Raw genomic sequence first — 25,895 nt, forward strand, 5'->3', positions numbered from 1 at the left:
GGAAAGAATAGACGTGCAGAGCCTATATTAGATTTTCGATTCGAATATCGTTCAGAAGATTTGGATGAATTATATGAGTGAATACCAAAATAAGGCCGTCAGGATGCTGGCATCGACTGTAAGCGATGAGTCTCTGATGGATTTGAATGATCGCAGAGATGCGTTTCTGCGCCGTGCTCTGGAGCTTTATTTTGCCGCAGGCGGCACCGAAGCGGCTATCAAGCCGATGGTTGAGAAAGTCTATTCGAAGAACAAGCCGCGCGTGGATATAGCCGTCGGTGACGTGCTCTATAAATTGGCCGGCATCGGTCACGCATGCGATATTGATATCATACAGGCAGGTTACAACAAGCTCGACGACGCCAAGCAGACATTTGCGGGCGAGGAGCATCATCTTCCCCGATAGGACGGGGCAAGTTCCTTCCTTGGCCATATGAATTTTGCGAACGAGCCCGTTCGCTTTTGTGGATGCCTCGGGTTTGCCTGGACAGCAACATTGCCGTCTCTATGCCAGCGTCCCTTCTACAAGGCCGAGATGACACCGCCTCATCAGCCTGAAGTTACGCATGTGGAAACCGTCACATTTATCCATGCGCGAATTGTGCGCAACATACGACAATGCAGCGATTATCTTGTACTCGCCGGGGGAATTCGTCTCCAAATCGCGCACCTCTTGCGTGACCTTCCTGATATTCTGAGCATCAACGATCTGACGCGGTGCGGGAGGGAAAATACTTAAATGACCGACAATGCGATTTATGTATACCAGTCGATCGCGAGGGCGATTCGCGATCACGATGTCGGCACGATGTTCGGTCTCATGGGGGATGCCAATCTCTTTATTATCGACCATTATGTGCGCGGATGCGGCGGCCGCTTCGTGCCGGCAGCGCATGAGGGTAGTTCGGTTCTGATGGCGCTTGCCTATGCCCATGTCGCGGGCAGGGTGGGTGTGGCGAGCGTGACCCACGGTCCGGCTTTGACCAATTGCGTCACCGCACTCACTGAAGGCGCCCGCGGTTCCATCCCCATGGTGCTCCTGGCGGGCGACACGCCGGTCGTCAACCCGCACCATCTGCAAAGCATCGACCAGCGCGAGGTCGTCAAGGCCACCGGCGCCGGCTTCGAGCAGATGCGCTCGCCGGAAACTGCAACCCGGGACGTTGCCCGCGCTTTCTACCGTGCCCGGGTCGAGCGGCGTCCGATCGTCTTGAACATGCCGGCCGATTTCATGTGGTGCGAACAGGCTCACGAGCGGGCTGTCTTCGAAGTCTTCGATGCTCCCGGATATGTGCCCGAGGGTGACGCGCTGGACAGGGCCATCGGCATGATCGCTTCGGCAAAGCGTCCACTCATCCTCGCAGGTGGCGGGGCTAGTGGTGCGCGCGATCAGCTGATCCGGCTGGCGGATCGGCTGGAGGCTCCGCTTGCGACGACCTTGAAAGCAAAGGGGCTCTTCGGCGGTCATCCCTATAATATGGACATTTTCGGCACGCTCAGCACGCCTGCAGCTTATGACTTGATTGCCAGGACGGATTGCCTGATCTGTTTCGGAGCGGGGTTGCATGATTTCACCACCGACCGGGGCAAGCTCCTGAAGGGCAAGCGCATCGTTCAGATCGATATGGATGGGCGCGCCATCGGCAAGAACATTCATCCGGATGCAGCCCTGGTAGCCGATGCAGGATTGACGGCAGACAATTTCGTTCATTGGCTGGACGAGGCGGAAATTCCGCCGAGCGGCTTCACGCACGAACTGGATGTCCCCTCGCTCACCACCCACCCATCCGATCGGCGCGGCAAGACGAATACGGGATATGTGAATTACATCTGGGCGCTCGAAGAGCTGGAAAAAGCTCTGCCGAAGAACAGGGTGCTTGTGACCGACGGCGGTCGTTTCATGACCGAGGTCTGGTGCCGAATTTCCATCAGCGACCCGAGGAGTTTCGTGGTGACGGCAAATTTCGGCTCGATCGGCCTTGGGTTGCAGGAAGCAATCGGCGCAAGCGTTGCTGCGCCGGATCGGCCGGTGGTGCTTTTCACCGGGGATGGCGGTTTCATGATGAGCGGCGTCAACGAGTTCAATACGGCTGTGCGTCTTGGGCAGGACCTGATCGTCATCGTCTGCAATGATTCCGCTTATGGAGCCGAACATATCCAGTTTCGCGATCGGAAGATGGACCCGGGCCTCACCCTGTTCAACTGGCCCTCATTTGCCGAGGTCGCGACCGCGCTTGGCGGTCACGGTATTGCGGTCAGCTCGGCCGACGAGCTTGAAAGTGCCCTGGACGCCATCCGGAATCGCAATCGCCCGGTGCTGATCGAGCTGCGTCTCGATCCCAATGACGTGCCGCGGATGCGCATCTGACAATCGCCTCCGAGGGCACGAGAGGCAAACCGCTTTCAGGGCTCAACATGTCGACATCGACTTGGCCAAGAGCTGTCGTCACCTCGTGGCCGGAGGATTTCTTCAGCCGTTCGATGCTTGCTTTTGATTTGCCGCAATCGAATAGTCTTCTGCGAGACGATATATGTCTCCAATACCGTCGATCTTACCGCGGAGGTCGGCGGATTGGCGGAAGTTTCAAGGCGCGCCTTGTCCTCAATGAGCTATAGAATTTCGATGAAATCGAACGGGTTGATGTTGAATTCCTTCGGCCTTCGCTCCGGCGTTAAATCAGCAGGTGAGGCATCGTGGCCGGCTTGATTCGCATCTATCGCTGTCTGCTTGCCCTGCTTGCTTTGTCGGGTATCGCGATCTCATATTTCGCTATCATACCGGGCGTGCATGTTTCGCGGCTGACCATGACGTTGAATTTCTTCAGCTATTTTACAATACAGTCCAATCTTCTCCTCGCCGCGACACTGCTTTGCGCGCAAATCGCGTCGCGCTCGTCGATTGGCCAATGGGCGAGCAAGCCGTCGATCCGAAGCGCCGTTCTCATTTACGTCGGGATTGCGGGCATCGTTTATGTTTTGATGCTAAGGGACATTTGGCACCCTCGCGGCTGGCAACTGCTCGGAGACCAGGTACTCCATTATTGTGTTCCGGTGCTGTATGCCCTGGATTGGATTTTTCTGAGTGAACGCGGCAGGCTTTCCTGGCGCGATGTGCTCTGGTGGCTGGCTTTTCCCGCAGCCTATTCCGCTTATACGCTTGCGCATGGATATATCTCTCATTTCTACCCATACCCGTTCCTGGACGTTCGCGATATCGGCCTTGAAGCCGTCCTGCTGAACATGGGGCTGCTGGCAGCAGCCTTTCTGGTTCTGGGAGGGGTGCTGACTTTTCTCGACTGGGTCAGCACCCGGCAACGGGTCTTTCGGCGCGCATAGGCTGCGGGAATAGGCAATGTTGTCCCGGGGCACATTCGTCACGGAGCAATATGCCGCTGCAGGTGGCTCTCCTGTTTCCTCATTCGGCCAGCTGTGTAACGGCGGCCGTGCTGGGGGCTCGTGCGCCGGAAAGGCTTGCCTGGCCGAGCGCTATGACGATGACGGCTGCGATGGTTGCCGCGACTGAAACCCAGAAGCCGTTGGCGGGGCCGAAACTATCCACCACCCAGCCGGAGACGAAGGCGCCGAGTGCCATGCCGATACCGATGCCGGTCATGACCCAGGTCACTCCTTCCGTCAGCATGGCCTCCGGTACGCGGCGTTCGATCAGTCCGAAGGCAGTGATGAAGGTCGGTGAAATGGCGACGCCGCTGAGGAAAACGGCAAAAGCGAGCAGCGCGACCGAGGTGCTGGCTACAAGAAGCGGCAGGGAGGTGATGGCAAGGACGGTGGCGGCCACCAGCAGCTGACGTTGCAGCGGCATTTTGAGGTTCAGCGCTCCAATGATGAGGCCGACGATGAAGGAGCCGAGCGCATAGACACCGATGACGATACTTGCGGCACTCGGTTCGCCGAGCTGCTTGGTGATGGCCACGGCACTGACTTCCGCCGTTGCGAAGGTGGCTCCGACGAAGATCAGCGCAAGCGTGATGATCTGGACCGGCCGCTGCCAGATCGCCGAGTGCTGCGGCGCTTCGGCATCAATTGCACGAACCTTGGGCTCCGTCGATCGCTGCATCAGGAAGGCTGCTGATCCGAGCGCGAGGAAGGTGGTGCTGGCGATCATTCCGGCTTCCGGAAATAACGAGACGGCAAGTCCGACGGAAAGGGATGCCCCGGTGATGTAGACGAGTTCGTCGGCTGCCGATTCGAATGCGAAAGCCGTGTTCAACTCGGGCCGGTCTCGAAAAATTTCCGTCCAGCGCGCACGTACCAGGGCAGGGATGCTCGGCATGACAGCCGCAAGAAAGCCCGATGCGAACAGTGTCCAGGCGGGCCAGCCCTGATTTGCCGCGACGACCAGAAGGATGAAGGCAACGACCGAAATGATGGTGGTCGGCACGACAACGGCACTTTGACCGAGCCGGTCGACGAAGCGCGATATCTGCGGCGAGACGAAAGCATTTGTCAGAGCGAAGGTGGCCGAAACCGCGCCAGCCAGCCAATATTCGCCACGCGTCTGCGACAGCATGGCAACGATGCCGATCGGCGCCATGGCAAGCGGAAGACGAGCAAAGAAGGCGGCGGCTGAAAAGCCTTTGGCTCCGGGCGCTCGGAAAATCTCTCTATATGGATTGGACATCGGAACATTCCTCGATTGACGAGATTGCGTACGCATACGCGGCGTATGTTAATGAATAATTGCATACGCTGCGTATGTCAACTAATATACGCGGCGTATGCCAATAAATGTGAAGAGCCGACGGAGACGCAATGCGCAAACCTCGCAGTGAAATGATTGCCGAAACGCGAGCCAAGCTGCTGAGCGCTGCCCGTAAGGCGTTCGGTAGCGTCGGCTATGCCGAGGCATCGATGGATGATTTTACAGCGGCGGCGGGGCTGACGCGAGGGGCTCTCTATCACCACTTCGGCGACAAAAAGGGCCTGTTGCAGGCCGTGGTCAACGAGATCGATGCCGAAATGACCGCAAGGCTCTGTCAGATCTCATCTCAAGCACCGTCGCGCTGGCAGGCGTTCGTCGATGAGAATGTCGGTTACGTCGAGATGGCGCTGGAGCCGGAAATTCAGCGCATTATGTTTCGTGACGGTCCGGCCGTGCTCGGCGAACCCTCCGGATGGCCGAGCGCCAACGGCTGTATCGCCACGATTACAGAAAGCCTTCGCTGCCTTCGCGAAGACGGTATCATCGTCGATATAGACCCGGAAGCCGGCGCTCGCCTCATCAACGCAGCAAGCAGCTGTGCCGCGCAATGGATCGCCAATTCGGACGATCCAGAGACGACTTCGAAACGGGCGGTCGGCGCTTTCCGCACGTTTCTCGAAGGATTGCGGGTCGAGAAGGGCTGATTTGAGTAGGGACGTGACGCCGTGGACGACCGCGACAGTCGGGCTATCGCTTGTCGTCCATTGCTTCGATCAGGTCTTTGCGGCCTTGGCAAAGGTCGGATCGAATGTCTTGTCAAAGGGCACGTCGGCATTGGCGAGCTCGGGATCGAGCGTTTTCAGGACACCCATCATGGAATTATAGCCTTCCATCGTGACCATGCCGTCGGGAGAATACATCTCCTTGGAATTTTTGAAGGCTTGCATATAGAGATCGCGGTTGCCGAGCAGGTATTCCTCCGGCACGACGCCGGCGACGTCATCCGGGCTTGCCGACGAGATCCACTTCAATGCCTTCATGAAGGCGTTGACCGTCTTTTGCGTGGTTATCGGGTTTTCCTTGGCAAACTCGCGCTTGATGTAGACCGTTGCGGCCGGGTTCGGGCCGCCGAAGAGCGCACGGGTGCCGGCTTCGGTGCGGGTGTCTAGAAGAACGTTGATGTCGCCGTCATATTGCAGTTGCGCGATGACGGGATCGAGATGGGAAAGGCCGTCGATCTGACCGCTCTTGACCGCGGCAACCGCGCCGGCCCCACCGCCGACGCCGATCAGCGATGCATCGTCGGTTTTCAGCCCGTTTTTCAGCATGGCATATTGGAACATCAGCGCCGTCGAGGAGCCTGGCGCGGTCACGCCGATCTTGCGGCCCTTCATGTCCGCCATCGACTTGATCTCGCCGGCGAGATCCTTGCGCACGGCGATGACGATGCCCGGGAAGCGCCCGAGATTGCAGATCGCGACGATATCCTGCCCCTTGTTCTGCATGCGGATCGTATGTTCATAGGCGCCGGCGACGACATCGAGCGAGCCGCCGATCAGGCCTTCGAGCGACTTCGAACCGCCGGCGAAATCATTGATGGTGACGTTGAGACCCTCTTCCTTGAAGAAGCCCTTCCGCTCGGCGATCGTCAGCGGCAGGTAGTAGAGCAGCGGCTTGCCGCCGACGCCGATCAATAGATCCGGCTTTTCCGGTTTCGCATCCTGTGCCGCGGCGGGCAGGATGCCGGCAAGCGATGCGCCGATACCGAAGCTTGCTGTTCCGATCAGAAATGTCCTGCGTTCCATGTCCTTGTTCCTCCACTTCGCTATTCTCAATGCGCTATTGGCCGCGCCAGGCGAGCAGGCGCCTTTCGACCATCGTCATCAGCCAGTCCACGAGCAGGACGAAGGCAGTCAGAACCACCATGCCCGCAAAGACGCCGGTCACGTCAAAGACGCCCTCGGCCTGCTGGATGAGATAGCCGAGGCCGGCGGCCGAGCCCAGATATTCGCCGACAACGGCGCCGACGACGGCAAAGCCGACCGAGGTATGCAGGCTGGAAAACACCCAGGAAAGCGCGGATGGCAGATAGACATGGCGCAGCAGCTGTCGCTCGTTCATACCAAGCATGCGGGCATTGGACAGCACCGGCTGGCTGACTTCCTTGACACCCTGATAGACGTTGAAGAAGACGATGAAGAAAACAAGGGTGATGCCGAGCGCCACCTTCGACCAGATACCGAGGCCGAACCACAGCGCGAAGATCGGTGCCAGCACGACGCGGGGCAGCGCGTTCGCCGCCTTCACGTAAGGGTCGAAGACGGCAGCAATTAGAGGCCGGCGCGCAAACCAGAAGCCGAAGACGAGGCCGCCGAAGGCGCCGAGCAGAAAGGCCAGGATCGATTCCGATAGCGTGATCCAGAGGTGATACCAGATCGATCCCGACGCAAACCATTGAATGACGCGCTGCGCCACCTTGAGCGGATCGGCAAAGAAGAAGGATATGGTTTTCGGGTTGCCGAAAATGCCGGTATTCGTTGCGAGATGCCAGATAGTCAGGAGGACCACGGCCACCAGGATCTGCAGCAGGAGAAGGAGAGAACGGTTCATGCGATCTCTCCGCTGCTCTGGCGATAGGCGGTCATCACCTCATCGCGCAGCGCCTGCCAGATATCGCGATGCAGCCGGTTGAATACGGGATCGTGGCGTATCTCGCCGATATCGCGCGGCCGCTCCAAGGGGACCTTGAAGTCGCCGATGATGCGGGACTTCGGACCTGCCGACATGATGACGACGCGGTCGGCAAGGGCAATGGCCTCATCGAGATCGTGGGTGACGAACATCACGGCTTTGCGGTCCTCGGACCAGAGCTTGAGCAGGAGGTCGCCCATGATCAACCGGGTCTGCGCATCGAGCGGCCCGAAGGGCTCGTCCATCAGGAGCAGTTTGGGATTGCGGATGAGCACCTGGGCGAGACCGACCCGCTTGCGCTGGCCGCCTGAGAGCATGCGCGGGAAACGATCGGCAAATGTGGCAAGGCCAACGCGCCCCAGCCAATCGCTCGCAATCCGTCTTGCCTCGGCCGTATCCGTTCCCGCAATCTCTAGTCCGATCGCAACATTCTCGAGAACCGTTTTCCACGGCATCAGCGAATCCTGCTGGAAGAGATAGCCCGCCTGTTTATTGATGGATTTCAGCGGCTGGCCGAAGACTTCGACCGTGCCGGACGCCGGCGTCAAAAGGCCCGCCGTCGCATTGAGAAGGGTGGATTTACCGCAGCCCGTCGGGCCGACGATGGCCACGAACTCATGCGCTCCTACCTCCAGATTGGTCGCCGCTACGGCATCGAACCGTGCCTTGCCGGCCATTTCAAAGGAAATCGCCACCTGTTTCAGGCTGATCGCCCTCACAGCCTCCATCGTCATGCCCTGCTTTCCTCCCCGATATCCGTCTACCTCCGGCGGCCATCAGGCATTGTCATGTTCGGCCAACAGATCAAAGCATGCCCGGCCAGTCAATATGCGGATTGGCTCTGCTCCCGTTCTGCTGCAGGGAAAAGATGCGAAAGCCCCGACAGTTGCTGTCGGGGCTTCGCAAGTTTCGTTGGAATCGAGCGGTCAGGCTGCACGCCGCCGGTGCCGGCCCTCCTGAACTTCCTCGACGATCTTGTCGACGAAGGCCGGAAGATCGTCGGGCGACCTGGACGTGATGATGCCTTCATCGGTCACGACCTTTTCGTCCTTCCAGGTCGCGCCGGCATTTTTGACATCCGTCTTGATGGACCAATAGGAGGTTGCCTGGCGCCCCCGCAATGCGTCGGCCTCGACGAGCAGCCAGGGTGCGTGGCATATGGCGGCGACCACCTTGCCGGAATTCAGGAACTCGCGGACGACACGCATGGCGTCTGCTTCGAGGCGCAGCTTGTCGGGATTGATCTGGCCGCCCGGCAGTACCAGCGCATCGAACTGGTTCACGTCGACATCCTTGGCCATGATATCGACGTCGACGCTGTCGCCCCAATCGGTCTTGTCCCAGCTCTTGATGCTGTCCTTCTTGATGGAGGCAACCTTGACGTCAGCGCCACGCTTCCTGAGTTCGTCGAGGGGAACGCGAAGTTCCGAACGTTCGTAGCCGTCCGTCGCCAGAATGAGGATATGTGCGGAATTGATGGAAGGCATGATCTATCCTTTCGCTGTATCGTTGATCGGAATGCCCGTTTCCAAACCCCAGCCGCGGGCAATCGTTCCCCAGTTTCTGCGGGAACCGCAGTGAGATCTGGCGGTTATGATGGCAATCGACAGGGAGAAAACGGATGGAGCAGGCAATCCAATTCGAGCAGTCCGGCTGGGTTCCCAACAACAGACGATTTCCGGTAATCGTCTATCGGCAGGTGCTTGACGGTCCCGACAAGGCGGAGGCTTTCGAACGGCTCTTTCGAACCAATGGGTGGGGCGGCCTCTGGCGAAACGGCGTCTATTCCTTTCACCATTTTCATTCGACGGCCCATGAAATATTGGGCGTCGCCGCAGGTCAGGCCCGGCTGATGATCGGCGGACCCGCAGGCAAGGAAATCGCAGTCGAGGCCGGCGACGCCTTGCTGCTGCCGGCCGGAACCGGTCATTGCCGGCTGGAGGCGAGCAAGGATCTGCTTGTGATCGGCGGCTATCCACCAGGTCAGGTGGCCGATCTTTGCCGGGAAATGCCTACGGCCGAACAGCAGGCGATGATCGAAAAACTTGGCGTGCCTGCAAGGGATCCGCTGAAAGGAGAGGTCGGTGGCCTCCGCTCCCTTTGGCATGGCAACACCCAGCACCGGTGAAACAGAGCGTCACCAGATACCCGGCAGCAACCGGAATCGAACGCGCTTGGAATAGTCGGCATAGCCTTCCAGCTCGCTATGAAGCAGCGCATCTTCCCAGCTCGTGCGCAGGATCAGCACGGCGCTTGCCCAGCCGGCGGGGATCAAGGCCCACCAGGAACCGAGTGCCAATGCCAGCCCCGCAAATATCAAGATCGCGCTGACATAGCCGGGATGACGCACGTAGGCGTAGGGACCGTCGCTGATGACGTGCTGGCCGCGCTCGCGCTGGAGGCGCACGCCGGGTTCGAAGAAGCGATTGACCGCCTGAGCCCACGTGGCGAGCGCGATGCCTGCCGCGAGCAGGAGATAACCGAGGATCATGATGGAGGTTGGCATCACCGACCATCCCATCCTACCGGCATCCAGGGCTCCGAGCGGTATTTCGGCGGTCATCCCAAGCAAGATCAGCGAGACCAGGATCAGATCCCAGCCTTTGGTTCCGGCCTGGAAGCGGCTGCGCGCTTGGAAGATGACCGGGTTCACGCGCCGCATTACCAGAAACGCTATTCCATAGCTCACCACCAGGAACGCGATGAAGACCCATCCAGGCCGCCAGTCGAGACGACCGGCTGGCAGAAAGATAAGTACGAGCAGCGCCAGCGGCAGTCCGATCGCGTAGGATAAGGCCTTCGTGCGGGACATCGGCTCGGGCTCGGTAACAGTCATGTATTGGCTCCTTGCAGGACAAACCTGCTGCGCTCGTCGACGGATTCATATCGTATCGATGATGGAAGTGGACGGATCGAGCGGTTCGAAGCCTTGACACCCGATGCGCCGGGTTTAGACCGGCCGAATATCATTATGCTCCTTCCCCCCGGAGATTCCATGAAATTCCTGGCATCCTTTTCCGCCTTCGTCGGCAAGACCTTTTCCATATGGGTCATCCTGTTTGCCGTCCTCGGTTTTTTCCTGCCCGACGTCTTCAAGCAGTTTGCCCCCTGGATCGTCGTGCTTCTCGGCATAATCATGTTCGGCATGGGGCTGACCATATCCGTTGACGACTTTCGCGAGCTGGCGCGTCGCCCTCATGAGGTCGCGATCGGCGTCATCGCACATTTCGGCATCATGCCGGCGCTGGCACTGCTTTTGACGCGGATCATTCCGATGCCGCCGGAAGTCGCCGCCGGCGTCATTCTGGTCGGCTGCTGCCCGGGCGGCACCTCGAGTAATGTCATGACCTATCTTGCGCGCGGCGACGTAGCGCTGTCGGTCGCATGTACGAGTGTGACGACGCTGGCTGCGCCGATCGTCACGCCGTTCCTCGTGTGGATGTTTGCAAGCCAGTATCTGCCCGTCAACGCCTGGTCGATGTTCATCAGCATCGTGCAGGTCATCATCGTGCCGCTTCTACTTGGTTTTGTTGCGCAGAAAGCCGTGCCCGGTCTGGTTCGTGCCGCAATACCGGTTCTGCCTCTTGTCAGCGTCTTCGGCATTGTATTGATCGTTGCGGCTGTCGTCGGTGCGTCGAAGGCGGCCATCGTGCAGTCCGGCCTGCTGATTTTCGCCGTCGTTATCCTGCACAACGGTCTTGGCTATCTCTTCGGCTACTATGCATCGAAGGTGCTCGGGCTCAATTTCTACAAGCGCAAGGCGCTGGCTATCGAAGTGGGCATGCAGAATTCAGGCCTGGGTGCCGCGCTGGCGACGGCCTATTTCTCGCCGATCGCCGCGGTTCCCAGCGCGATCTTTTCCGTCTGGCACAATATTTCCGGCGCGACGCTGGCAAACTGGTTTGCCTCGCGCGAAGACGCAGACGCACCGCCGCGTCCCTGAAATATCCACGCTGTCGGGAAGGCGCCGCGGTTTCCATCGGCGCCTCTCCGGCCGAAATGCTCGCAACCGAGGGATCGTCGCTAGCGCATATCCCTGGCAAGGGCATAATAGACGGATTGATCCGCAGCGTTGGAAAGTCGAGTCACTGCGAGCGCAATCGGCGGCAGCCGCGACCCGGCGCCAAGATGGATTGTTGCGCCATCGGTGCGGAGGAGGTTCAGCTGCGCCGCCAGATCAGGTTCGTCCAGCCCGTCGAAGATGCCGCGGCCGCTAATCTTCAAGGCAGCCTCTTTGGCGACCCAGAGTCGGTAACAGACGTCCAGCGCCGCTGCGCTATCGAGGGTGGCCACGGCGGTCGCTTCCTGTGGCGAGAAGTGGTCGGCGGCAAAGGTCGCCGGTTCGAAACCATTGATATCTTCGACCTCTATATCCACGCCGACAGCGCTGTTAGGCGCAAAGCCCGCCAGCAGCACATCGGTGCGATGCGAAAGCGAAACGCCCAGCTCGTGATACGGAGGCCTTAGCGCCGGCCGCTCGCTGGGCCGGCGATAGATGGAAAGATCGTCCCGTTGTGTGGCTTCTCTCAAGGCTATTTGCGCGATCTGATCACGCTCTTCCCGCCCGCCCGGCATCGGGCGGACAAGGATGGCGATCGCATCAGCGACCGCCAGGACGACCTCGAATCGAGGGGTCGTCATCCCACGCTCACGCAGCGGCGGAGGGCAGGGTCTCTTTCTGAGTGACCGGCTCCGGCTGCTGCTCGGCTTGAACTGCCTGGGCGGGTGCGCCGACCCACGATGTCCCCTGCGGGATGGCCTCACCCTTCATGACCAGGGTCAGCAATCCGATTTCGGCGAAAGCACCGACATTGGCCTCGTAAAGCACGGTGCTGCCAGAGCCGATGGTGACGCCTTCGCCGATCGTGATACGGCCGACCTTCATGATGCGGTCTTCATAGAGATGGGTCTGCGGGCAGGATCCCATGTTGAGAACCGCATGGTCGCCGATATGGGTGCAATCGAATTCGCAGATATCGGTGCTGTTGATCCATGCCCCCTGGCCGATCTTGGCGCCGAAGGGCCGGAGCAGCCAGGGCAGGAAAGGCGTGCCGCGCAGATAGTCGAGCAGCATCTTGCTGGCGAGACCGCCGTAAAACACCGCGACGGCCTCGGTACGCATCGCCCACCACGACCACATCGGCCGGTTCATCGGCTTGTAGGTGCCAATCAGCGTCCATTTGAAGGCGACGGCGACGAGATAGAGGATGCCGGAGGTCGCAAGGCCCGCGGCCATCAGCGTCCAGAACAGGCTGCCCCAGGCACCGTTGTCGATTTCGCTGGCCAGCATGTCGGACATGGCGAGTGCCATGACGATCAGGATGGCGGTCGGCAGCGACGTATGCATGGCCTCGAATAGAATACGCACAAGGCGCATGCGGAGCGGCGGTGCATAGGTGGTGTTCGCAGCCGCCTGTAGCCTCTCGCGCGTCGGGAACTGGAAGGCGGGACTGCCGCACCAGGTCTCACCCGATTTGACGTGCAGGGAGTCGGGCAGGCGCGTCTTGATGCCGATGAGCGAATCGCTCTCGATCACCGCACCCTGCGAGATGACGGAGGAGTTGCCGAAGAAGCAGCGATCGCCGGTCTTCAGGCGCTTGAGTATCATCCAGCCGTTCTGGATTTCCTCGTCGCCGAAGATGGTCTCGTCACCAATGAAGTTGTCGCGGCCCATTTCGATCAGATCGTATCGGCCGGCGAAGTTTGCCGAGATCTCCGTGCCCTTGCCGATCTTGGCTCCCATCAGGCGGTACCAATTACGCATGAAGACGGTGGCGTAGAGCGAATTTAGGGTTTCGAGCATGGCCTCGGTGGTCAGGCCGACGACCCATTTGCGGAAATAAAGATTGCCGAAGATGGAGTAGCGGCCCGGCACGACGCGAGGCAACAGCACCCATCTGAGCGCCACCACCACTGCCATGGACACAACGATCAGCAGGAATGCGGCCGGCCAGGAGAGCGCGGCGATCATTCCCCAGGACAAGGCTTCGTCGGAGCCGGGCGCGTAAATCTGCTGCACGGCCGAGAACAGATAGAAGGCCGGGAAGATCGGCAGCAGGCCGACGACGACGCTGAGATTGTAGGCAACGAAATAGGCTACGAACTGGAAAACGCGTCCGACGGTTCCAAGCTCCGGATGGGCGGGCATCTCTTCGTGCTCGGCATGCCCGGTCTGGCGAGCGGGCGAGCCGTCCCAGCGCGTATGAGCCTCGACATGGGTGCCAGCGGCAATCGCCGTCAGATCGCCGATGACGGCGCCGTCGCCGATCTTCACGTTATGGCCGATGACCGAGCCATTGCCGACCTGCACGCCTTCGCCGATATCGATCGTGCCGACATGGATCTCATTGCCGATGACTTCGACATTGGCAAGCTTGATCTTGACGCCGAGGCTGGATCTTGCGCCGATGCGCACGAGGTCGATCGCGCCTTCCTCGAACTCGTCGATCATCGCGTCATTGCCGACCTTGGCGCCGAGCGCGCGCATATAGACGCGGATAAGCGGCGAACCTTTGAGGAACTTTGGAGCGGTCAGTTGGACGATGCGCTGCATCAGCCAGAGGCGGAAATAATAGGTACCCCAAAGCGGATAGACGCCGGGCTTCGTGCGACCGATGACAAGCCATTTCAGGGCGATGACAACAAGCTTCTCGCCGAGATTGAGAGCGAGGTAGACGCCGCCGAGAATGAGGATTTCATTCCAGAGCGATGCACCGTCATCGATCAGCAGGATCGAGGCGAGCAGCAGGCCGATCCATTGCAGCGTTGCGATCGCGACGATGAAAGGCAATACCACGGCCTGAGCGAGACCGCAGAGAAAACGCCGGCGCAACGGCACCGGCTCGAAACTCTTGCGCTCCTGACCCGAAGTGCTCTCGGCGCGCTGCTCCAGGATCGCGGCAATGCCACGCAGGGTGCGGCCGGCATAGACGTCGCGCAGGGCGATGCTGGCGAGCAGCGGGATCTTGCGCACTTCGGAAACAAACCGGGCTGCCAGCATGGAATGGCCGCCGAGTTCAGTGAAGAAATCCGCTTCGAAGCCGATGGAACGCAGCCGAAGCGCCTCGGTTGCGGCCTTCAACAGCTGTGCCTCCGTCCATGTGCGCGGCGGCTCTTGTGCCTGGGTCGGTTGATCGGCCACCAGCGGAATGGCGGCAAGCGTCTTGCGGTCTATCTTGCCGGACGGAAGACGCGGCAGAGAGACATGGCTATGCCAGGCGGCGGGCACCATGTAGGGCGGCAGTTTGGCCGCAAGCACAGCGCGGGCCTTGTCGCGATCGAAGCTGCTGCCCGTGGTAACGATGTGGGCGACCAGCATGTCCTCGCCATCCGGCGGGCGATGCACGACGACGGATGCGGCCTTCACCTCGGGAAGTTCGCCCACGACGGTTTCGATCTCGCCGAGTTCGATGCGATAGCCGCGAATCTTGACCTGGTCGTCGATGCGCCCGAGGAAATGGAGCTGCCCTTCTTCGTCCATCAGCACGGCGTCGCCGCTGCGGTAAAGCACCGGATCGTCATGGCCGGCGAAGGGATTGGCGACGAATTTTGCGGCGGTCAGCTGCGGCAGGTTTCTATAGCCGGCGGCAACACCCGGTCCGCCGATCAGCAATTCGCCGGTGTCACCGCGGGCAACGAGCTGCAGGTTTTCGTCGACGACGTAGGCGGTCGTGTTGGCGATCGGGCAACCGATCGTGATCGGCCGAGACGGATCGAGTTCGGCGTAGGTCGCAACCACAGTCGTCTCGGTCGGGCCATAGGTATTGATCAGGCGCCGGCCGGCTTTGGAAAAGCGGCTGACGATCGCCGGAGGGCAGGCTTCGCCGCCGACAATGATGACCCGCAGGCTTTCGACATCGCGCTCGAGCATGGTGAGCAGGGTCGGCACGGTGTCGATGACCGTGATCTTTTCGGTTTCCAGCACGTCGCCCAGCCTGTCGAGCTCGGCCATGACGGCAGATGTCGCAACTTTCAGGGTCGCGCCGACCAGATAGGGAACGAATATTTCCTCGAGCGAAAGGTCGAAGGCGACCGAAGCCTGCTGAAGAACGACGTCCGATTCGACCATGCCGAGGACGTCGTTGCCGGCCCGCAGATAATGGCAGATATTCTGATGCGTGATGACGATGCCCTTCGGCTTGCCCGTGGAGCCGGACGTATAGATGGCGTAGGCGGGATCATCACGCGTGGCGGCGCGGGGCGCGACGCCATCATCGTCTTCTGCGAGCAGTGCCTTGAGGATAAGGGTCTGGCCGTCGAATTCGGGAGCGAGGGCCGCCTTCTCGTCATGCGTCAACAGCCATTTCGCGCCGCAATCGGCGAGGCTGACGGCCACGCGGTCGGCAGGGGCAGCGGCATCGAAGGGAATATAGGCAGCTCCGGCCTTGAGAATCGCCAGAAGTGCGACATGTAGCTCGAGGGAGCGCTGGAACCAAAGGCCGACGAAATCGCCGGGACCGATGCCGCGACGGCTGAGTGCACGCGCTGCCTCATCGGAAAGCCGGTCCAGTTCGGCATAGGTCATCGCCTGGTCTGTTCCGATCAGGGTCAGTGCCGTCTTGTCGGGGCTGCGGGCAACCGTGGCCTTGAAGATGTCCACCAGGGTTTCATTGCGGACGAACTCAGGCCGAATGCCGCCTGAGGAGACCGAGAGGCTGGCATTTGGGGTAATCGACGAAATCTGGATAGTCATGGTAACTTCTGCGGAACGAAACTCGGCACAATCAGCGTGCCATCTGCCCATGCTTATACACCCTTCAATTTGCAGCTCTCTTACGGGCGTTGTCAGTGAATTGTAATGTTGGGAAAGCTATGCTTGGTTCGCTGCAGGGCGAGCCCTGTGTGCCATCTCGAAAGAAGGATTGATATCGTTGCGCATATTCGGGCGAAGAGCCGGCTGGCCCCGCTGGCTGTCCGTTCTCTTGGTAGCGGTTCTGCTAAGCTTGCCAGGCATGGAAGCATTGGCTCGTATACATAGCAATGTTCTGGTCGAAGATGCCGGCAGCTTGCGGCCGCTACGCGATATCTATGCGGTCGTTGCGCGCGAAATGCCGGGAAAGGTGCTGCGAATCAAGCGGGTTCGCCGGGCTGGGCGTCAGGCCTATGCCGTGCGCGTGTTGAAGCCGGATGGCAAACGTGGTGATATAGTGCTCGACGGCGCAACACTTGCCGTGATCGAGAGACGCTGAGAATGCGCATTCTGATTGCTGAGGATGAGCCCAGTATTGTGGCGGACATGCGCCGCTGCCTGGAGGATCAGCATTATGTCGTCTCGACCGTGAGCAACGGCGAGGAAGCCTGGTATCGCGGCGATATCGAGCATTTTGATCTTGTCATCCTCGATCTCGGACTTCCGAAGCTTGATGGACTGACGGTGCTGCGACGCTGGCGTGCAGAACGCCGCGGCATGCCTGTCATCATATTGACGGCGCGAGACGGGTGGCGCGACAAGGTCGACGGCATGGATGCGGGTGCCGACGATTATCTGACCAAGCCCTTCCGCATGGAAGAGCTTCTGGCGCGCGTGCGCGCTCTGATGCGCCGCGCCGCCGGACAATCTTCTCCGATCCTTTCCAATGGCGTGCTGGAACTCGACACACGCCAGCGTACCGTTTCGTTTCGCGGGCAGCCGGTCCAGGTGACGGCGCTCGAATACAGGCTTCTTGCCTATCTGATGCACAATGCCGGCACCGTGCTTTCCCGAACGCAGATCGCCGACAGCATCTATGATGAAGAGACGGAGCTGCTGTCGAACGCGCTCGAAGTGGTCGTCGCGCGTCTCAGGCGCAAGTTCGACGGCACCGTGATCGAGACCCGGCGCGGCCAGGGCTATATCATTCCGCGCGAGGCGCCGCCGTCATGACACCGTTCTCGCTGCGAGGGCGGTTGCTGCTGGGTTCCGTGGTGGCGATCATCGTTGCAACCTTTCTTGCCGGGGTCGGCATCAACGCCATTTCCGGACTGGCCGTCAGGGCGCTTGCCCTCTCCGAGATAGATGAGGAGTTGCGCGTCCTGCTGGCGGCGGTCGATATAAATTCCTCCAATCAACTCTTCCTTGACGACACGCCGACGGATCCCCGCTTCGGCATTCCGAATGGTGGCTTCTATTGGCAGGTCGGCCGCAACGGCACCGTCGAGCTGCGCTCTCAATCGCTCTGGGAGCAGAACTTGCCCTGGCTGCGTGCCCGCCCTCGCGATGCCGGACGGGCGACGGATATGAAAGGGCCGAACGGCAGCCGTCTTCTTGCCGTTGAGCGGTCGATTTCGATCCCCTCGGCCACGGGCGACCAGATCGTCGATATTGTCATGGCACTCGACAACAGCGAGCTTGCGCCGGCACGCTGGCGTTTCTTCTACGCCATGGCGCCATCCCTTGGCGTTCTTTCAGCCGCTCTCATCGTGGCCGTCATCGCTTTTCTGCGATACGGGCTGCGGCCGCTCAATGATTTGCGCGCGGCCCTGATGGCGGTCCAGGAGCGATCCGCACGCAAGATCACCGGTCAGTTTCCGCGGGAAGTCCAGCCTCTCGTGGACGATCTCAACGGACTGCTCGCATCGCGTGAAACGCAGTTGACACAGGCGCGTGCGCGCGCCGGCGATCTGGCGCATGGCCTGAAGACGCCGCTCGCGGCACTGGAGGCGACGGCGCGCCTTCTGTCGGAAGAGGGCATGTCGGAGCGGGCCGCAGCCATCCAGACGGAGGTCAGCCGGATGGAGGCGCAGATCAAGCGAACGCTTGCGCAAACCCGTGCCAGCCTGGCGGCCGCCCATACCGTCGGCGTCATGGACGCCAGCGCCGATCTCCAGAAGATCATCTCCGTCATGCGGCGCCTGTCGAGCGAGCGCAAGATCGATTTCGAGCTTGTAGCACCGCCCGAGATGTGGCTGGCGATCGACGAGGCGGATTTTGCCGACATTACCGGCAATCTGATCGACAATGCCAGAAAGTGGACGGCCGGAAAGGTGAAGGTCCGTCTGTCGCAGTTGCCTGAGCCTGAGGGCGTGGAATTGTGCATCGAGGACGACGGTCCGGGCCTGCCGGAGGATGCCGAGATGGCCTTCATTCGCCGAGGCAGGCGGCTGGACGAAAGCATCGCCGGAACCGGTTTCGGCCTGGCGATCGCCAAGGATCTGGTCGAGGCCTATGACGGCAAGCTGGCGCTCGCCCGCTCCAGCCTGGGCGGATTGTCTGTCACCGTCAATCTGCCGGCGCGACTGGTCAAGGACAAGCAGGCGGCGCTGGAAAATTAGTACAATTCCAACAAGTGCTCGGCGGCATTCACGATTTGGGGAAACGCGGAGAGGCTAATTGGGCGCGGCCGATTAGTCTGGAAACGAGGGTGGATATCGCAGATTGGTCATCAGAGAGCAGCGAAACCTGATCTATGCAGCGCTCATGACCGCACCAAGTTGAGATTGAATTCAAGTGCGTGCTGCATCCTCGCTCGAACTACAGGCGCTAACGGAGTCTCGTTGCCATTGAAAATGTGGCCGTGCTCGGCCATTAGGTCCAGTAGAAGGACGCTCGTATAGAGACGAAAAAGCCGGTCATCGGTTTGCCCGGCATGCCGGAGCCACGCAAAGACATAGCTCACGGGGCCACCATAGGCCATCAGAGCAGCCAATGTTAAAGCGGCGGGATAACGTGGATCGCCAAAGCAAAGATCATCGACATCGACGATGCCGCTAAACGCGCCCTCTGGTGTCACAATCACGTTCTTCGTCGTAGTGTCGTGAAGGAAAGGTGTGGCTTCGATCTTGTCGAGCTCTCCGGGTCTGGAAGCGACCTCGTGTTCGATTGCGTCAACCAGCCCGGTGTCAAACAATCCGGCAGCTCCGATCCGCCCTCGCGAACGCGCAAGATTGGCAAGCAACACTTGCGACCACGCGCCGTGCGGCGCTTGTTCCGCTTGTGCGGCATATCCGTAGCGTCCCGCTGACTTGGTTCTTGCTGTGATGGCCTGAGCACGCGCCACCTGTAAGGCAATCGCATCCAGCTTCTCTTCCGAGAGGTTTAAGATGACCGAACCCAGATCCATGCCGGGAAAGCGTTCTAGCAGAAGCCAGGGAAACTCTGCGTCAATATCTTCGGCTATAATGGCCGGAAGCGGCACGCCTCTGGGTCGCAATAATCCCGAAAGATGAACCGCACCGGCCATTTCGGCCCGAGCCGATGGATCGCCGATGCGCACGACGGCTGGAAGCCGGTCAGCGAACTGAAGATCGAAGACATAGTGCCGTGCGCCGGTTGTGAAGCGTCTAACAGCAATCGGAGTGCAACCAATGGCTCCTAAGGCAATTGCAACGGCAAGCTCGGCGTCCGGTGTTTGCCGTATTGGTGTTTTCTGTTTCATGTGCGAATGGGCCTATGCCTGAGGCGGAGAATCAGTTGCAAAATTCTCAACCTGCGATCGCCTTGATATACCTCTGCGCCGAACGCTCCACCACCTGGTTGCCGCCGCTCTCGACCGTTCGGCCGGGAAATGCGCCATAAATCGCTTCGAAACGATAGGGCCGAACCGCTTCCAATATCCTCGTTACCGCCTTGGAGCCGAGCGGAACGAGGTTCGGGTAGCTGCGCATGAAGCTCACGAATTTACGGTCCATGGTCACCTGCATCGTGTCGCCGACGAAGAGGGCGCCGCGCCCGTCTTCGAGCCAGGGGCAATGGAGCACGCAACTGCTGTCGAAATGGCCGCCGCATCGGATCATGGTCGCCGAACCGATCGAAAGCGTCGCGACTCTCCATGGGTGCAAGGCGGCATCCGGCCTTTGTACCCATTCGCTATCGTCGGCATGGATATGGATCGGTGCGCCGCCGCAAGCGGCACTCCACTCGACCATCGACGTATAGAAATGCGGATGGGAGATCGCGATTGCGCTCAGGCCGCCCATGGCGGCAATCCGCGTCTTGCTGGCCTCGTCGATGAGGCTGAGGCAATCCCAAAGAATGTTGCCGTCCGGCCCTTCGATCAAAAATGCACGCTGGCCGATGCCGAAATAGGGCGAAATCTGCAGGCTATGAATACCTTCCGCTTCCTTGTTCCAGATCACGCTATGTGTCTGGCCGAGGCTCGGCACATCAGTCCATTCCTGGCCCGATTGGGGTACGAATTGACGCTCATCCTCGCAGATCGGGCAGGCTCGCGGCAGTGCGTTGCTCTCGCCGAACTGCGTACCGCATGTGATGCAGACAAAATGCGCCATCTCGAATTCCTCGCCAAGCTATCGCCGCAGCCGGCGGACGGGATCCGGCGCAGGCTGAGATGGCTGTATGTTACATTGGTCAGATATACCCTGGATTAAAGGGAAAAGGCGAGGTTGTGTTGTCGTGGATAGAAACCGTCGTTTTTGGACCGATCTTTTCCGGTAAGGCGCTTATTCGTCATAGTGAGGCAATCGTATCTATGTCAGTGTATCTCGCTGATTTTAAATGTAAAAATATTATAATAACAGTTTTATGACAATCCGCCCTTGCAAAATGTACAAAGACAAAGAACATAGTCGGCTAATGAAAGTTTGCCATCTGCAATCTTGATTCCCGGCGCTTGTCTCTCGGGAGAGGTGGCTGGCTTATGGAGGACCATTATGGCGCTTATCCTCGGCCTCGTTGCTTTGGCCGGCCACATCGCCCTTCTGCTCTGGGGCACGCGCATGGTCCAGACCGGCATTCAGCGCGCCTTCGGCCCTGATCTACGATCTTTTCTGGGCCGTGCGCTTAGCAATCGCACCAAGGCGTTTTTTGCCGGGATCGGCGTCACTGCCATCCTGCAGAGCAGCACGGCAACCGGCCTGATGGCTTCCGGCTTTGCGGCCGGCGGCCTGGTGGATCTCGTGCCGGCGCTTGCCGTCATGCTGGGAGCCAATGTCGGCACGACCCTGATCGTCCAGGTGTTGTCTTTCAATGTCGCAGCGGCTTCGCCGGCGCTGATCCTGATCGGCGTGCTGATGTTCCGCCGAACCGGGAACTCACGTGTGCACGATCTTGGCCGGGTCATGATCGGGCTTGGCTTCATGCTTCTGGCGCTGCATCAGCTTCTCGACCTGATGACGCAGTATGAGGGGTCGACGGCGCTGGCTTATGTCCTCGATGCGATTGCCGCGACGCCGGTGCTGAGCATGCTCCTTGCCGCTATTCTGACATGGGCCGCCCATTCCAGCGTGGCCGTCGTGCTGCTCATCATGTCTCTCGCGAGCAAGGGCCTTGTCGATGTCGACCAGGCTTTTGCGCTCGTTCTCGGCGCCAATCTCGGAACCGCGATCAATCCGCTCATCGAAGGGCAATCGGGGACCGATCTATCGGTGAAACGCCTGCCCATAGGCAATATGATGACACGCATTGTCGGCGTGATCGCGCTGATCGGCTTCTTGGAACCGGTCACGCGCTTGTCGGCGCTGGTGGATAGCGATAGCGCCCGCGCCGTCGCCAATTTTCATACCGCCTTCAATGTCGTTTTGGCCATGGTGTTCATGCCGCTATTGCGGCCCTATGCTGATCTCCTGACCAAATTGCTGCCGCGGAAGATTGACGAGACCGATCCGACGCGTCCCCGGTATCTCGATCCAGCTGCCAAGGAGACACCCGTCGTCGCGCTTGGTGCGGCAGCACGAGAGGCATTGAGATTGGTCGATGTCCTCTCCGAAATGCTCGCCGGCGCCAAGGCTGCCCTATCGGATACGGATCGAAAGGCGCTGACGCGATTGCGGTCGCTGGACAATATCCTCGACAGTCTGAATGCGGCCGTAAAGACCTATCTCACCTCGATCGATCCCGATGAACTCGGCGAGGCCGACAGACGACGCCTGAACGAGATCCTGCTGTTCTCGATGAATATGGAACACGCCGGCGACGTTCTCGATCAGAACCTCTTGCCGCATCTGGCCAAACGTCTGCGCCGGGGTCTGAACTTCTCGAAGGAGGGCCAGCTTGAATTGGCGCGGCTGTTCGATCGATTGCAGACGAACCTGCGCACGACGGCGGCCTTGCTCATGACCCAGAACGAGAGCACCGCTCGCATGCTGGCGGAGGAGAAGGTTATCTTTCGCAAGGCGGAGCGTGAGGGTACGGAGGCTCACTTCCAACGCCTGCGGCAAGGCGGGATCGAGACCGTCGAGACCAGTTCTCTTCACCTTGATTTGCTGCGCGATCTCAAACAGATCAATTCCCATCTGGTCGCCGCTGCCGCCTATCCCGTTCTGGAGGAGCGCGGCGAACTTCTGCAAAGCCGGACTCAAAGCCCGGCTTCGCAGGCCGTAGCAGCGGCGCATGATTAAAAGACCTATCTCGGTCCTTTGGCCAGCGATCGCCTTGCGGATCAATGTTCGGCTTTTGCTACACGCCCTGGGTAAGGAGGGCCTTCTTCAGCCGATGAATATGCCCCGCGCCAATCCCGCAGCAACCGCCTACCATCGTTGCGCCGGCATCGACCCATGAACAGGCGAAGCGCGAATAGGCGTCGTCGCTCAGATCTTGCCGGGTCGCGTGAAGGCCTTCATTGGCGGCCAACTCACCTTGTTCGCCTTCGAAGGCATTGGCATAGACGCCGATCTGCAGATTGTGGCCGCTCTGCTTGAAAACCTCCGCTGCGACATCGACGGCCTCTCGCATGACCTCCGGTTTGCTGCAGTTGAAAAGAAGCGCGTCGGCACCGGATGCTGCTGCCCAGCGAGCCGCATCCTCGACGGCTTCGCCGGAGCGGAGCTTGGGCGAGGCTCCATTTCTTTGCGCGGCATCATCGGCCAGTGTGAAGGAGATCCAATACGGCTTGCCGGTTTCGGCAACCGCGGCCCGAACCGCCTCTCCCTCCGCGATCAGGCTGAGGGTTTCCCCGAGCCAGACATCGACATAAGGATCGAGGTTTTCGACCAGAACCTTGAGATAGTCCTGAACGCGTGACGGATCGAAATTCTGCGGCTCGTAAGAGCCGAAGATGGGCGGCAGGGAGCCGGCGACCAAGATTTTTCGATCCTTGCAGGCATTGGCGGCGTCGCGAGCCAGCTGTCCGGAAAGCGCGATGAGATCGGCCCCTTCCTTCCAGAACCGCTCTTCGCCAATGTGGAAGGGTACGAGCGCGTAGCTGTTGGTGGTCACAACGTCCGAGCCGGCTGCGATGAATTCGTCATGCACCTGCCGGACAATCTCCGGCGAATCGACGAGCGCGAGCGCCGACCATTCCGGCTGCTTCAGTTCCGCGCCGAGACGCAGCAGTTCGCGGCTCATGCCGCCGTCGAGGATCAAGGGTTTGCTCATGAATGGGATCTCCAGAATGGCTCGGATCTGCGGAGAGGTTCGATCTCTCCTTCGTGCCGTGGGTTAGCGCCGCACCGGCACCTGCGCTTCCAGGAAACGGAAGCTTCGCGCGATGATGGCTGTGATGATGAGATAGAAGACGGTGACGACAACAAGCGGTTCGTAGACCAGAAGTGTGTCCTGGCGAACTTTGGTGGCAACGGCGTAAAGGTCCATCACGGTGACGGTGAAGGCGAGCGGAGTGGCCTTCAGCTGCATGACGATTTCGCCGCCGATCGTCGGCAATGCGATGCGGATGGCGCGCGGCAGCCAGATGCGCCGGGTCAGCGTTAGGGGCCGCATGCCGAATGCGCGGCCGGCTTCCAATTCGCCTTTCGGAACGGCAAGCAACGCGCCGCGCAAAACCTCTGCCTCATAGGCCGCATAGTTCAGCGTGAAGCTGACGGCCGCGAAGAAGAAGCCTTCACGCAGGATGGGCCAGAACAGGCTTTGACGAATACCCGGGATGACAGGCAGAAGCGAGCCGACACCATAGTAAAGCAGCCAGAGTTGTATCAGCAGTGGCGTGCCGCGGAAGAAGGTGCAGTAGCCCCGGGCAAGGGCGCGCAGGATGGGGCCGCCGCTGACCTGAGCGAAGGCAAGGCCGATGGCGATGATGAAGCCGAAGACGACGGAAATCGCAAGCAGCGACAGCGTCTGCACGGCTCCCGTCAACAGAAGCGGCCAATAGGCGGATATCCATGAGAAGGTCATGCCAACACTCCTCAGGCCAGCTTCGGTTGGCCGCGCCGCACACGCCGCTCCAACAGGTTGAACAGGGCATTGGAAACGAGTGTGAGGGCGAGATAGATGAGGGCGGAGGCCAGGAAAAAGATGAAATAGTGCTTGGTACTCGCACCGGCGAGACGCGTGGCGAGAGCCAGTTCCTGGTAGCCGACGACTGCGACGAGAGCGCTATCCTTGGTGACGGACATCCAGAGATTGGCAAGGCCGGGCAGGGCATTGGGCAGCAAGGCGGGCAGGATGATGCGGCGGAAGCGCAGCTGCGGCCCCATGCCGAATGCCTTCGCCGCCTCGATCTGTCCGACGGGGATCGCCAGGATCGCACCACGCAGCACTTCCGTCATATAGGCGCCCTGCACGAAACCGAGCACGGCGACCGCGACTGCGAAGCCGTTCAGCTCGAAGGCCGGCAGATTGAGCGCGGCGAGGAGCCGATTGAGGCCATCCATGCCCGCATAATACAGCCCGACGATCAGGATCAGCTCGGGAACGGCGCGGACGGTGGTCGTGTAGAGTTCGAGCAGTAGCCGGAGCGGCCTTATGCCTGAAAGCTTGCCCAATGCTCCGCCCGTGCCGAGCAAGAGGCCTATCAGAAAAGCGCCGGCGGAGATGGCGACCGTGGAGGCAGCCCCGGTCAAGAGCACTCCACCCCATCCGGGAGGATAGGGGGAGAGCAGGTCCAGAATGCCTTGTGAGGAGGTCGCCATCGTCGCGATCGTTTACTTGGCGCCGTAGATATCGAAACTGAAATACTTCTTGGTGATTTCGTCGTATTTGCCGCTTGCGCGCACCGCGGCGATTGCAGCATTGAGCTTTGCCTTCAGCTCGGTGTCTTCCTTGCGAAGGCCGCCGGAAACGCCGGCTCCGAGGACCTCCTTGTCGTCGGCGACGTCACCCATCTTGGCGCAGCAATCCTTGCCGCTATCGCTCTTCAGGAAGGCGTCAAGCGCAAGGGAATCGCCGAAGACATAGTCGATGCGGCCTGCAGCGAGATCCTGAAACGCCTCGTCGAGCGTCTGGTAGGTCTTCTCATCCGCGACCTTGGCGAAGTACTTCTTGTAATATTCCGACTGGATGGTCGACACCTGGATGCCGATGGTCTTGCCCTTGACGTCATCTGCCGTCGCCCCCGTCTTCTGATCCTTCGGGCCGATCAGCGTGCTGGGCGTATTATAGTATTTGTCGGTGAAATCGATGATCTTCGAGCGTTCGGCGGTATTCGACATCGACGACCAGATCACGTCGAACTTCTTGCTCTGAAGCGCAGGGATGAGGCCGTCCCAGGAAAGCTCGACGATCGAGCATTTCTCTTTCATCTGCTCGCAAACGGCGTCCATCAAGTCGATCTCCCAGCCCTGCCATTTGCCGGCGGCATCCTTGGCGAAGAATGGCGGGTAGGATTCGTTCATGATGCCGAAACGAACCTCGGCCTGCGCCGTCATGGAGGAAAGCGCGAAGGCCAGTCCGGCGAATAATGTGGAAATCAGTCTCATATAAAAGATTCTCCTAATG

The 25,895-nt window shown here is 60.0% G+C and carries 24 protein-coding genes; 10 read left to right on the forward strand and 14 right to left on the reverse strand.

From position 1 onward, the window contains the following. The first annotated feature begins 73 nt into the window (after window positions 1–73). The 3 genes from AC13QE_RS01780 to AC13QE_RS01790 all read left to right on the forward strand — a co-directional run bounded on the left by AC13QE_RS01780 (window position 74) and on the right by AC13QE_RS01790 (window position 3,336). On the forward strand, window positions 74–406 hold the full coding sequence (locus tag AC13QE_RS01780; protein ID WP_488482318.1) for a hypothetical protein: 333 nt from the start codon (window positions 74–76) through the stop codon (window positions 404–406). A 333-nt stretch (window positions 407–739) separates the two neighbouring features. Continuing rightward, window positions 740–2,368 carry a thiamine pyrophosphate-binding protein gene (locus tag AC13QE_RS01785; protein ID WP_488482319.1) on the forward strand — a complete coding sequence of 543 codons (1,629 nt, stop codon included), beginning with the start codon at window positions 740–742 and terminating at the stop codon, window positions 2,366–2,368. 326 nt (window positions 2,369–2,694) lie between these two features. Continuing rightward, complete coding sequence (locus AC13QE_RS01790) at window positions 2,695–3,336, forward strand: Pr6Pr family membrane protein (protein WP_488482320.1); 642 nt, start codon at window positions 2,695–2,697, stop codon at window positions 3,334–3,336. Window positions 3,337–3,415: 79 nt separating this feature from the next. On the opposite strand, the gene AC13QE_RS01795 is transcribed toward AC13QE_RS01790, so the two are convergent. After that, window positions 3,416–4,639 carry an MFS transporter gene (locus tag AC13QE_RS01795; RefSeq protein ID WP_488482321.1) on the reverse strand — a complete coding sequence of 408 codons (1,224 nt, stop codon included), beginning with the start codon at window positions 4,637–4,639 and terminating at the stop codon, window positions 3,416–3,418. A 131-nt stretch (window positions 4,640–4,770) separates the two neighbouring features. Between AC13QE_RS01795 and AC13QE_RS01800 the strand changes: the two genes are divergently transcribed. After that, complete coding sequence (locus AC13QE_RS01800) at window positions 4,771–5,364, forward strand: TetR/AcrR family transcriptional regulator (RefSeq protein WP_165915359.1); 594 nt, start codon at window positions 4,771–4,773, stop codon at window positions 5,362–5,364. A 69-nt stretch (window positions 5,365–5,433) separates the two neighbouring features. Here AC13QE_RS01800 and AC13QE_RS01805 read toward each other — a convergent pair whose 3' ends face one another. The 4 genes from AC13QE_RS01805 to AC13QE_RS01820 form a co-directional block, all read right to left on the reverse strand. After that, window positions 5,434–6,465, reverse strand: coding sequence for an ABC transporter substrate-binding protein (locus tag AC13QE_RS01805; RefSeq protein ID WP_488482322.1), 1,032 nt, complete (start codon window positions 6,463–6,465; stop codon window positions 5,434–5,436). A 34-nt stretch (window positions 6,466–6,499) separates the two neighbouring features. Beyond that, entirely contained in the window at window positions 6,500–7,270 is a 771-nt protein-coding gene (locus tag AC13QE_RS01810) for an ABC transporter permease (RefSeq protein WP_488482323.1), read from the reverse strand. Then, window positions 7,267–8,085, reverse strand: a complete 819-nt coding sequence (locus tag AC13QE_RS01815; RefSeq protein ID WP_488482324.1) for an ABC transporter ATP-binding protein — start codon at window positions 8,083–8,085, stop codon at window positions 7,267–7,269. Before AC13QE_RS01815 ends, AC13QE_RS01810 begins: the two co-directional genes overlap by 4 nt. A gap of 192 nt (window positions 8,086–8,277) precedes the next feature. Beyond that, on the reverse strand, window positions 8,278–8,838 hold the full coding sequence (locus tag AC13QE_RS01820) for a type 1 glutamine amidotransferase domain-containing protein (RefSeq protein ID WP_132721383.1): 561 nt from the start codon (window positions 8,836–8,838) through the stop codon (window positions 8,278–8,280). 134 nt (window positions 8,839–8,972) lie between these two features. Here AC13QE_RS01820 and AC13QE_RS01825 point away from each other — a divergent pair, with 134 nt between their 5' ends. Next, window positions 8,973–9,479, forward strand: a complete 507-nt coding sequence (locus AC13QE_RS01825) for a cupin domain-containing protein (protein WP_488482325.1) — start codon at window positions 8,973–8,975, stop codon at window positions 9,477–9,479. Between the two features lie 9 nt (window positions 9,480–9,488). Here AC13QE_RS01825 and AC13QE_RS01830 read toward each other — a convergent pair whose 3' ends face one another. Continuing rightward, window positions 9,489–10,187: a methyltransferase family protein gene (locus tag AC13QE_RS01830; RefSeq protein WP_488482326.1), complete on the reverse strand. Its 699-nt coding sequence runs from the start codon at window positions 10,185–10,187 to the stop codon at window positions 9,489–9,491. A 159-nt stretch (window positions 10,188–10,346) separates the two neighbouring features. On the opposite strand from AC13QE_RS01830, the gene AC13QE_RS01835 reads away from it, so the two are divergent. Beyond that, entirely contained in the window at window positions 10,347–11,294 is a 948-nt protein-coding gene (locus AC13QE_RS01835; RefSeq protein ID WP_488482327.1) for a bile acid:sodium symporter family protein, read from the forward strand. Window positions 11,295–11,374: 80 nt separating this feature from the next. On the opposite strand, the gene AC13QE_RS01840 is transcribed toward AC13QE_RS01835, so the two are convergent. Together AC13QE_RS01840 and AC13QE_RS01845 are read right to left on the reverse strand one after the other, a co-directional pair. Further along, window positions 11,375–11,992: a 4'-phosphopantetheinyl transferase family protein gene (locus tag AC13QE_RS01840; protein WP_488482328.1), complete on the reverse strand. Its 618-nt coding sequence runs from the start codon at window positions 11,990–11,992 to the stop codon at window positions 11,375–11,377. A gap of 7 nt (window positions 11,993–11,999) precedes the next feature. Beyond that, a complete protein-coding gene (locus tag AC13QE_RS01845) occupies window positions 12,000–16,043 on the reverse strand; it encodes a Pls/PosA family non-ribosomal peptide synthetase (RefSeq protein WP_488482329.1) in 4,044 nt (1,347 codons plus the stop codon). A gap of 259 nt (window positions 16,044–16,302) precedes the next feature. Between AC13QE_RS01845 and AC13QE_RS01850 the strand changes: the two genes are divergently transcribed. The 3 genes from AC13QE_RS01850 to AC13QE_RS01860 are packed head-to-tail and all read left to right on the forward strand — an operon-like array spanning window position 16,303 to window position 18,601. Continuing rightward, complete coding sequence (locus tag AC13QE_RS01850; RefSeq protein ID WP_015342374.1) at window positions 16,303–16,539, forward strand: PepSY domain-containing protein; 237 nt, start codon at window positions 16,303–16,305, stop codon at window positions 16,537–16,539. Window positions 16,540–16,541: 2 nt separating this feature from the next. Beyond that, window positions 16,542–17,213, forward strand: a complete 672-nt coding sequence (locus AC13QE_RS01855; RefSeq protein WP_015342375.1) for a response regulator transcription factor — start codon at window positions 16,542–16,544, stop codon at window positions 17,211–17,213. Then, complete coding sequence (locus AC13QE_RS01860; protein ID WP_488482330.1) at window positions 17,210–18,601, forward strand: ATP-binding protein; 1,392 nt, start codon at window positions 17,210–17,212, stop codon at window positions 18,599–18,601. The genes AC13QE_RS01855 and AC13QE_RS01860 overlap by 4 nt, the downstream gene beginning before the upstream one ends. A 143-nt stretch (window positions 18,602–18,744) precedes the next feature. Here the strand turns inward: AC13QE_RS01860 and AC13QE_RS01865 are convergent, their stop codons facing one another. Together AC13QE_RS01865 and AC13QE_RS01870 are read right to left on the reverse strand one after the other, a co-directional pair. Beyond that, window positions 18,745–19,704 (reverse strand): phosphotransferase family protein, encoded by a 960-nt coding sequence (locus tag AC13QE_RS01865; RefSeq protein WP_488482331.1) that lies wholly within the window; start codon window positions 19,702–19,704, stop codon window positions 18,745–18,747. Window positions 19,705–19,750: 46 nt separating this feature from the next. Beyond that, window positions 19,751–20,557, reverse strand: coding sequence for an MBL fold metallo-hydrolase (locus AC13QE_RS01870; protein WP_488482332.1), 807 nt, complete (start codon window positions 20,555–20,557; stop codon window positions 19,751–19,753). A gap of 381 nt (window positions 20,558–20,938) precedes the next feature. Between AC13QE_RS01870 and AC13QE_RS01875 the strand changes: the two genes are divergently transcribed. Then, window positions 20,939–22,624 (forward strand): Na/Pi cotransporter family protein, encoded by a 1,686-nt coding sequence (locus AC13QE_RS01875; RefSeq protein WP_488482333.1) that lies wholly within the window; start codon window positions 20,939–20,941, stop codon window positions 22,622–22,624. Between the two features lie 58 nt (window positions 22,625–22,682). On the opposite strand, the gene AC13QE_RS01880 is transcribed toward AC13QE_RS01875, so the two are convergent. The 4 genes from AC13QE_RS01880 to AC13QE_RS01895 all read right to left on the reverse strand — a co-directional run bounded on the left by AC13QE_RS01880 (window position 22,683) and on the right by AC13QE_RS01895 (window position 25,876). Beyond that, complete coding sequence (locus tag AC13QE_RS01880; RefSeq protein ID WP_488482334.1) at window positions 22,683–23,600, reverse strand: homocysteine S-methyltransferase family protein; 918 nt, start codon at window positions 23,598–23,600, stop codon at window positions 22,683–22,685. A 63-nt stretch (window positions 23,601–23,663) separates the two neighbouring features. Continuing rightward, entirely contained in the window at window positions 23,664–24,353 is a 690-nt protein-coding gene (locus AC13QE_RS01885) for an ABC transporter permease (RefSeq protein WP_488482335.1), read from the reverse strand. 11 nt (window positions 24,354–24,364) lie between these two features. Further along, complete coding sequence (locus tag AC13QE_RS01890; protein WP_488482336.1) at window positions 24,365–25,090, reverse strand: ABC transporter permease; 726 nt, start codon at window positions 25,088–25,090, stop codon at window positions 24,365–24,367. A gap of 12 nt (window positions 25,091–25,102) precedes the next feature. Then, entirely contained in the window at window positions 25,103–25,876 is a 774-nt protein-coding gene (locus AC13QE_RS01895; protein WP_488482337.1) for a transporter substrate-binding domain-containing protein, read from the reverse strand. Window positions 25,877–25,895 lie beyond the last annotated feature (19 nt).

The sequence above is a fragment of the Martinezella sp. CNPSo 3957 genome, assembly GCF_057784395.1.

Excerpts from the sequence above, each read along its gene's own strand:
- AC13QE_RS01830 (WP_488482326.1), bottom strand. The coding sequence starts at position 10,187 with ATGACTGTTACCGAGCCCGAGCCGATGTCCCGCACGAAGGCCTTATCC.
- AC13QE_RS01860 (WP_488482330.1), top strand. The coding sequence starts at position 17,210 with ATGACACCGTTCTCGCTGCGAGGGCGGTTGCTGCTGGGTTCCGTGGTG.
- AC13QE_RS01875 (WP_488482333.1), top strand. The coding sequence starts at position 20,939 with ATGGCGCTTATCCTCGGCCTCGTTGCTTTGGCCGGCCACATCGCCCTT.
- AC13QE_RS01785 (WP_488482319.1), top strand. The coding sequence starts at position 740 with ATGACCGACAATGCGATTTATGTATACCAGTCGATCGCGAGGGCGATT.
- AC13QE_RS01870 (WP_488482332.1), bottom strand. The coding sequence starts at position 20,557 with ATGGCGCATTTTGTCTGCATCACATGCGGTACGCAGTTCGGCGAGAGC.
- AC13QE_RS01815 (WP_488482324.1), bottom strand. The coding sequence starts at position 8,085 with ATGACGATGGAGGCTGTGAGGGCGATCAGCCTGAAACAGGTGGCGATT.
- AC13QE_RS01885 (WP_488482335.1), bottom strand. The coding sequence starts at position 24,353 with ATGACCTTCTCATGGATATCCGCCTATTGGCCGCTTCTGTTGACGGGA.
- AC13QE_RS01795 (WP_488482321.1), bottom strand. The coding sequence starts at position 4,639 with ATGTCCAATCCATATAGAGAGATTTTCCGAGCGCCCGGAGCCAAAGGC.
- AC13QE_RS01810 (WP_488482323.1), bottom strand. The coding sequence starts at position 7,270 with ATGAACCGTTCTCTCCTTCTCCTGCTGCAGATCCTGGTGGCCGTGGTC.
- AC13QE_RS01805 (WP_488482322.1), bottom strand. The coding sequence starts at position 6,465 with ATGGAACGCAGGACATTTCTGATCGGAACAGCAAGCTTCGGTATCGGC.
- AC13QE_RS01855 (WP_015342375.1), top strand. The coding sequence starts at position 16,542 with ATGCGCATTCTGATTGCTGAGGATGAGCCCAGTATTGTGGCGGACATG.
- AC13QE_RS01820 (WP_132721383.1), bottom strand. The coding sequence starts at position 8,838 with ATGCCTTCCATCAATTCCGCACATATCCTCATTCTGGCGACGGACGGC.
- AC13QE_RS01880 (WP_488482334.1), bottom strand. The coding sequence starts at position 23,600 with ATGAGCAAACCCTTGATCCTCGACGGCGGCATGAGCCGCGAACTGCTG.
- AC13QE_RS01895 (WP_488482337.1), bottom strand. The coding sequence starts at position 25,876 with ATGAGACTGATTTCCACATTATTCGCCGGACTGGCCTTCGCGCTTTCC.
- AC13QE_RS01825 (WP_488482325.1), top strand. The coding sequence starts at position 8,973 with ATGGAGCAGGCAATCCAATTCGAGCAGTCCGGCTGGGTTCCCAACAAC.
- AC13QE_RS01865 (WP_488482331.1), bottom strand. The coding sequence starts at position 19,704 with ATGAAACAGAAAACACCAATACGGCAAACACCGGACGCCGAGCTTGCC.
- AC13QE_RS01780 (WP_488482318.1), top strand. The coding sequence starts at position 74 with ATGAGTGAATACCAAAATAAGGCCGTCAGGATGCTGGCATCGACTGTA.
- AC13QE_RS01835 (WP_488482327.1), top strand. The coding sequence starts at position 10,347 with ATGAAATTCCTGGCATCCTTTTCCGCCTTCGTCGGCAAGACCTTTTCC.
- AC13QE_RS01845 (WP_488482329.1), bottom strand. The coding sequence starts at position 16,043 with ATGACTATCCAGATTTCGTCGATTACCCCAAATGCCAGCCTCTCGGTC.
- AC13QE_RS01850 (WP_015342374.1), top strand. The coding sequence starts at position 16,303 with ATGGAAGCATTGGCTCGTATACATAGCAATGTTCTGGTCGAAGATGCC.
- AC13QE_RS01890 (WP_488482336.1), bottom strand. The coding sequence starts at position 25,090 with ATGGCGACCTCCTCACAAGGCATTCTGGACCTGCTCTCCCCCTATCCT.
- AC13QE_RS01840 (WP_488482328.1), bottom strand. The coding sequence starts at position 11,992 with ATGACGACCCCTCGATTCGAGGTCGTCCTGGCGGTCGCTGATGCGATC.
- AC13QE_RS01800 (WP_165915359.1), top strand. The coding sequence starts at position 4,771 with ATGCGCAAACCTCGCAGTGAAATGATTGCCGAAACGCGAGCCAAGCTG.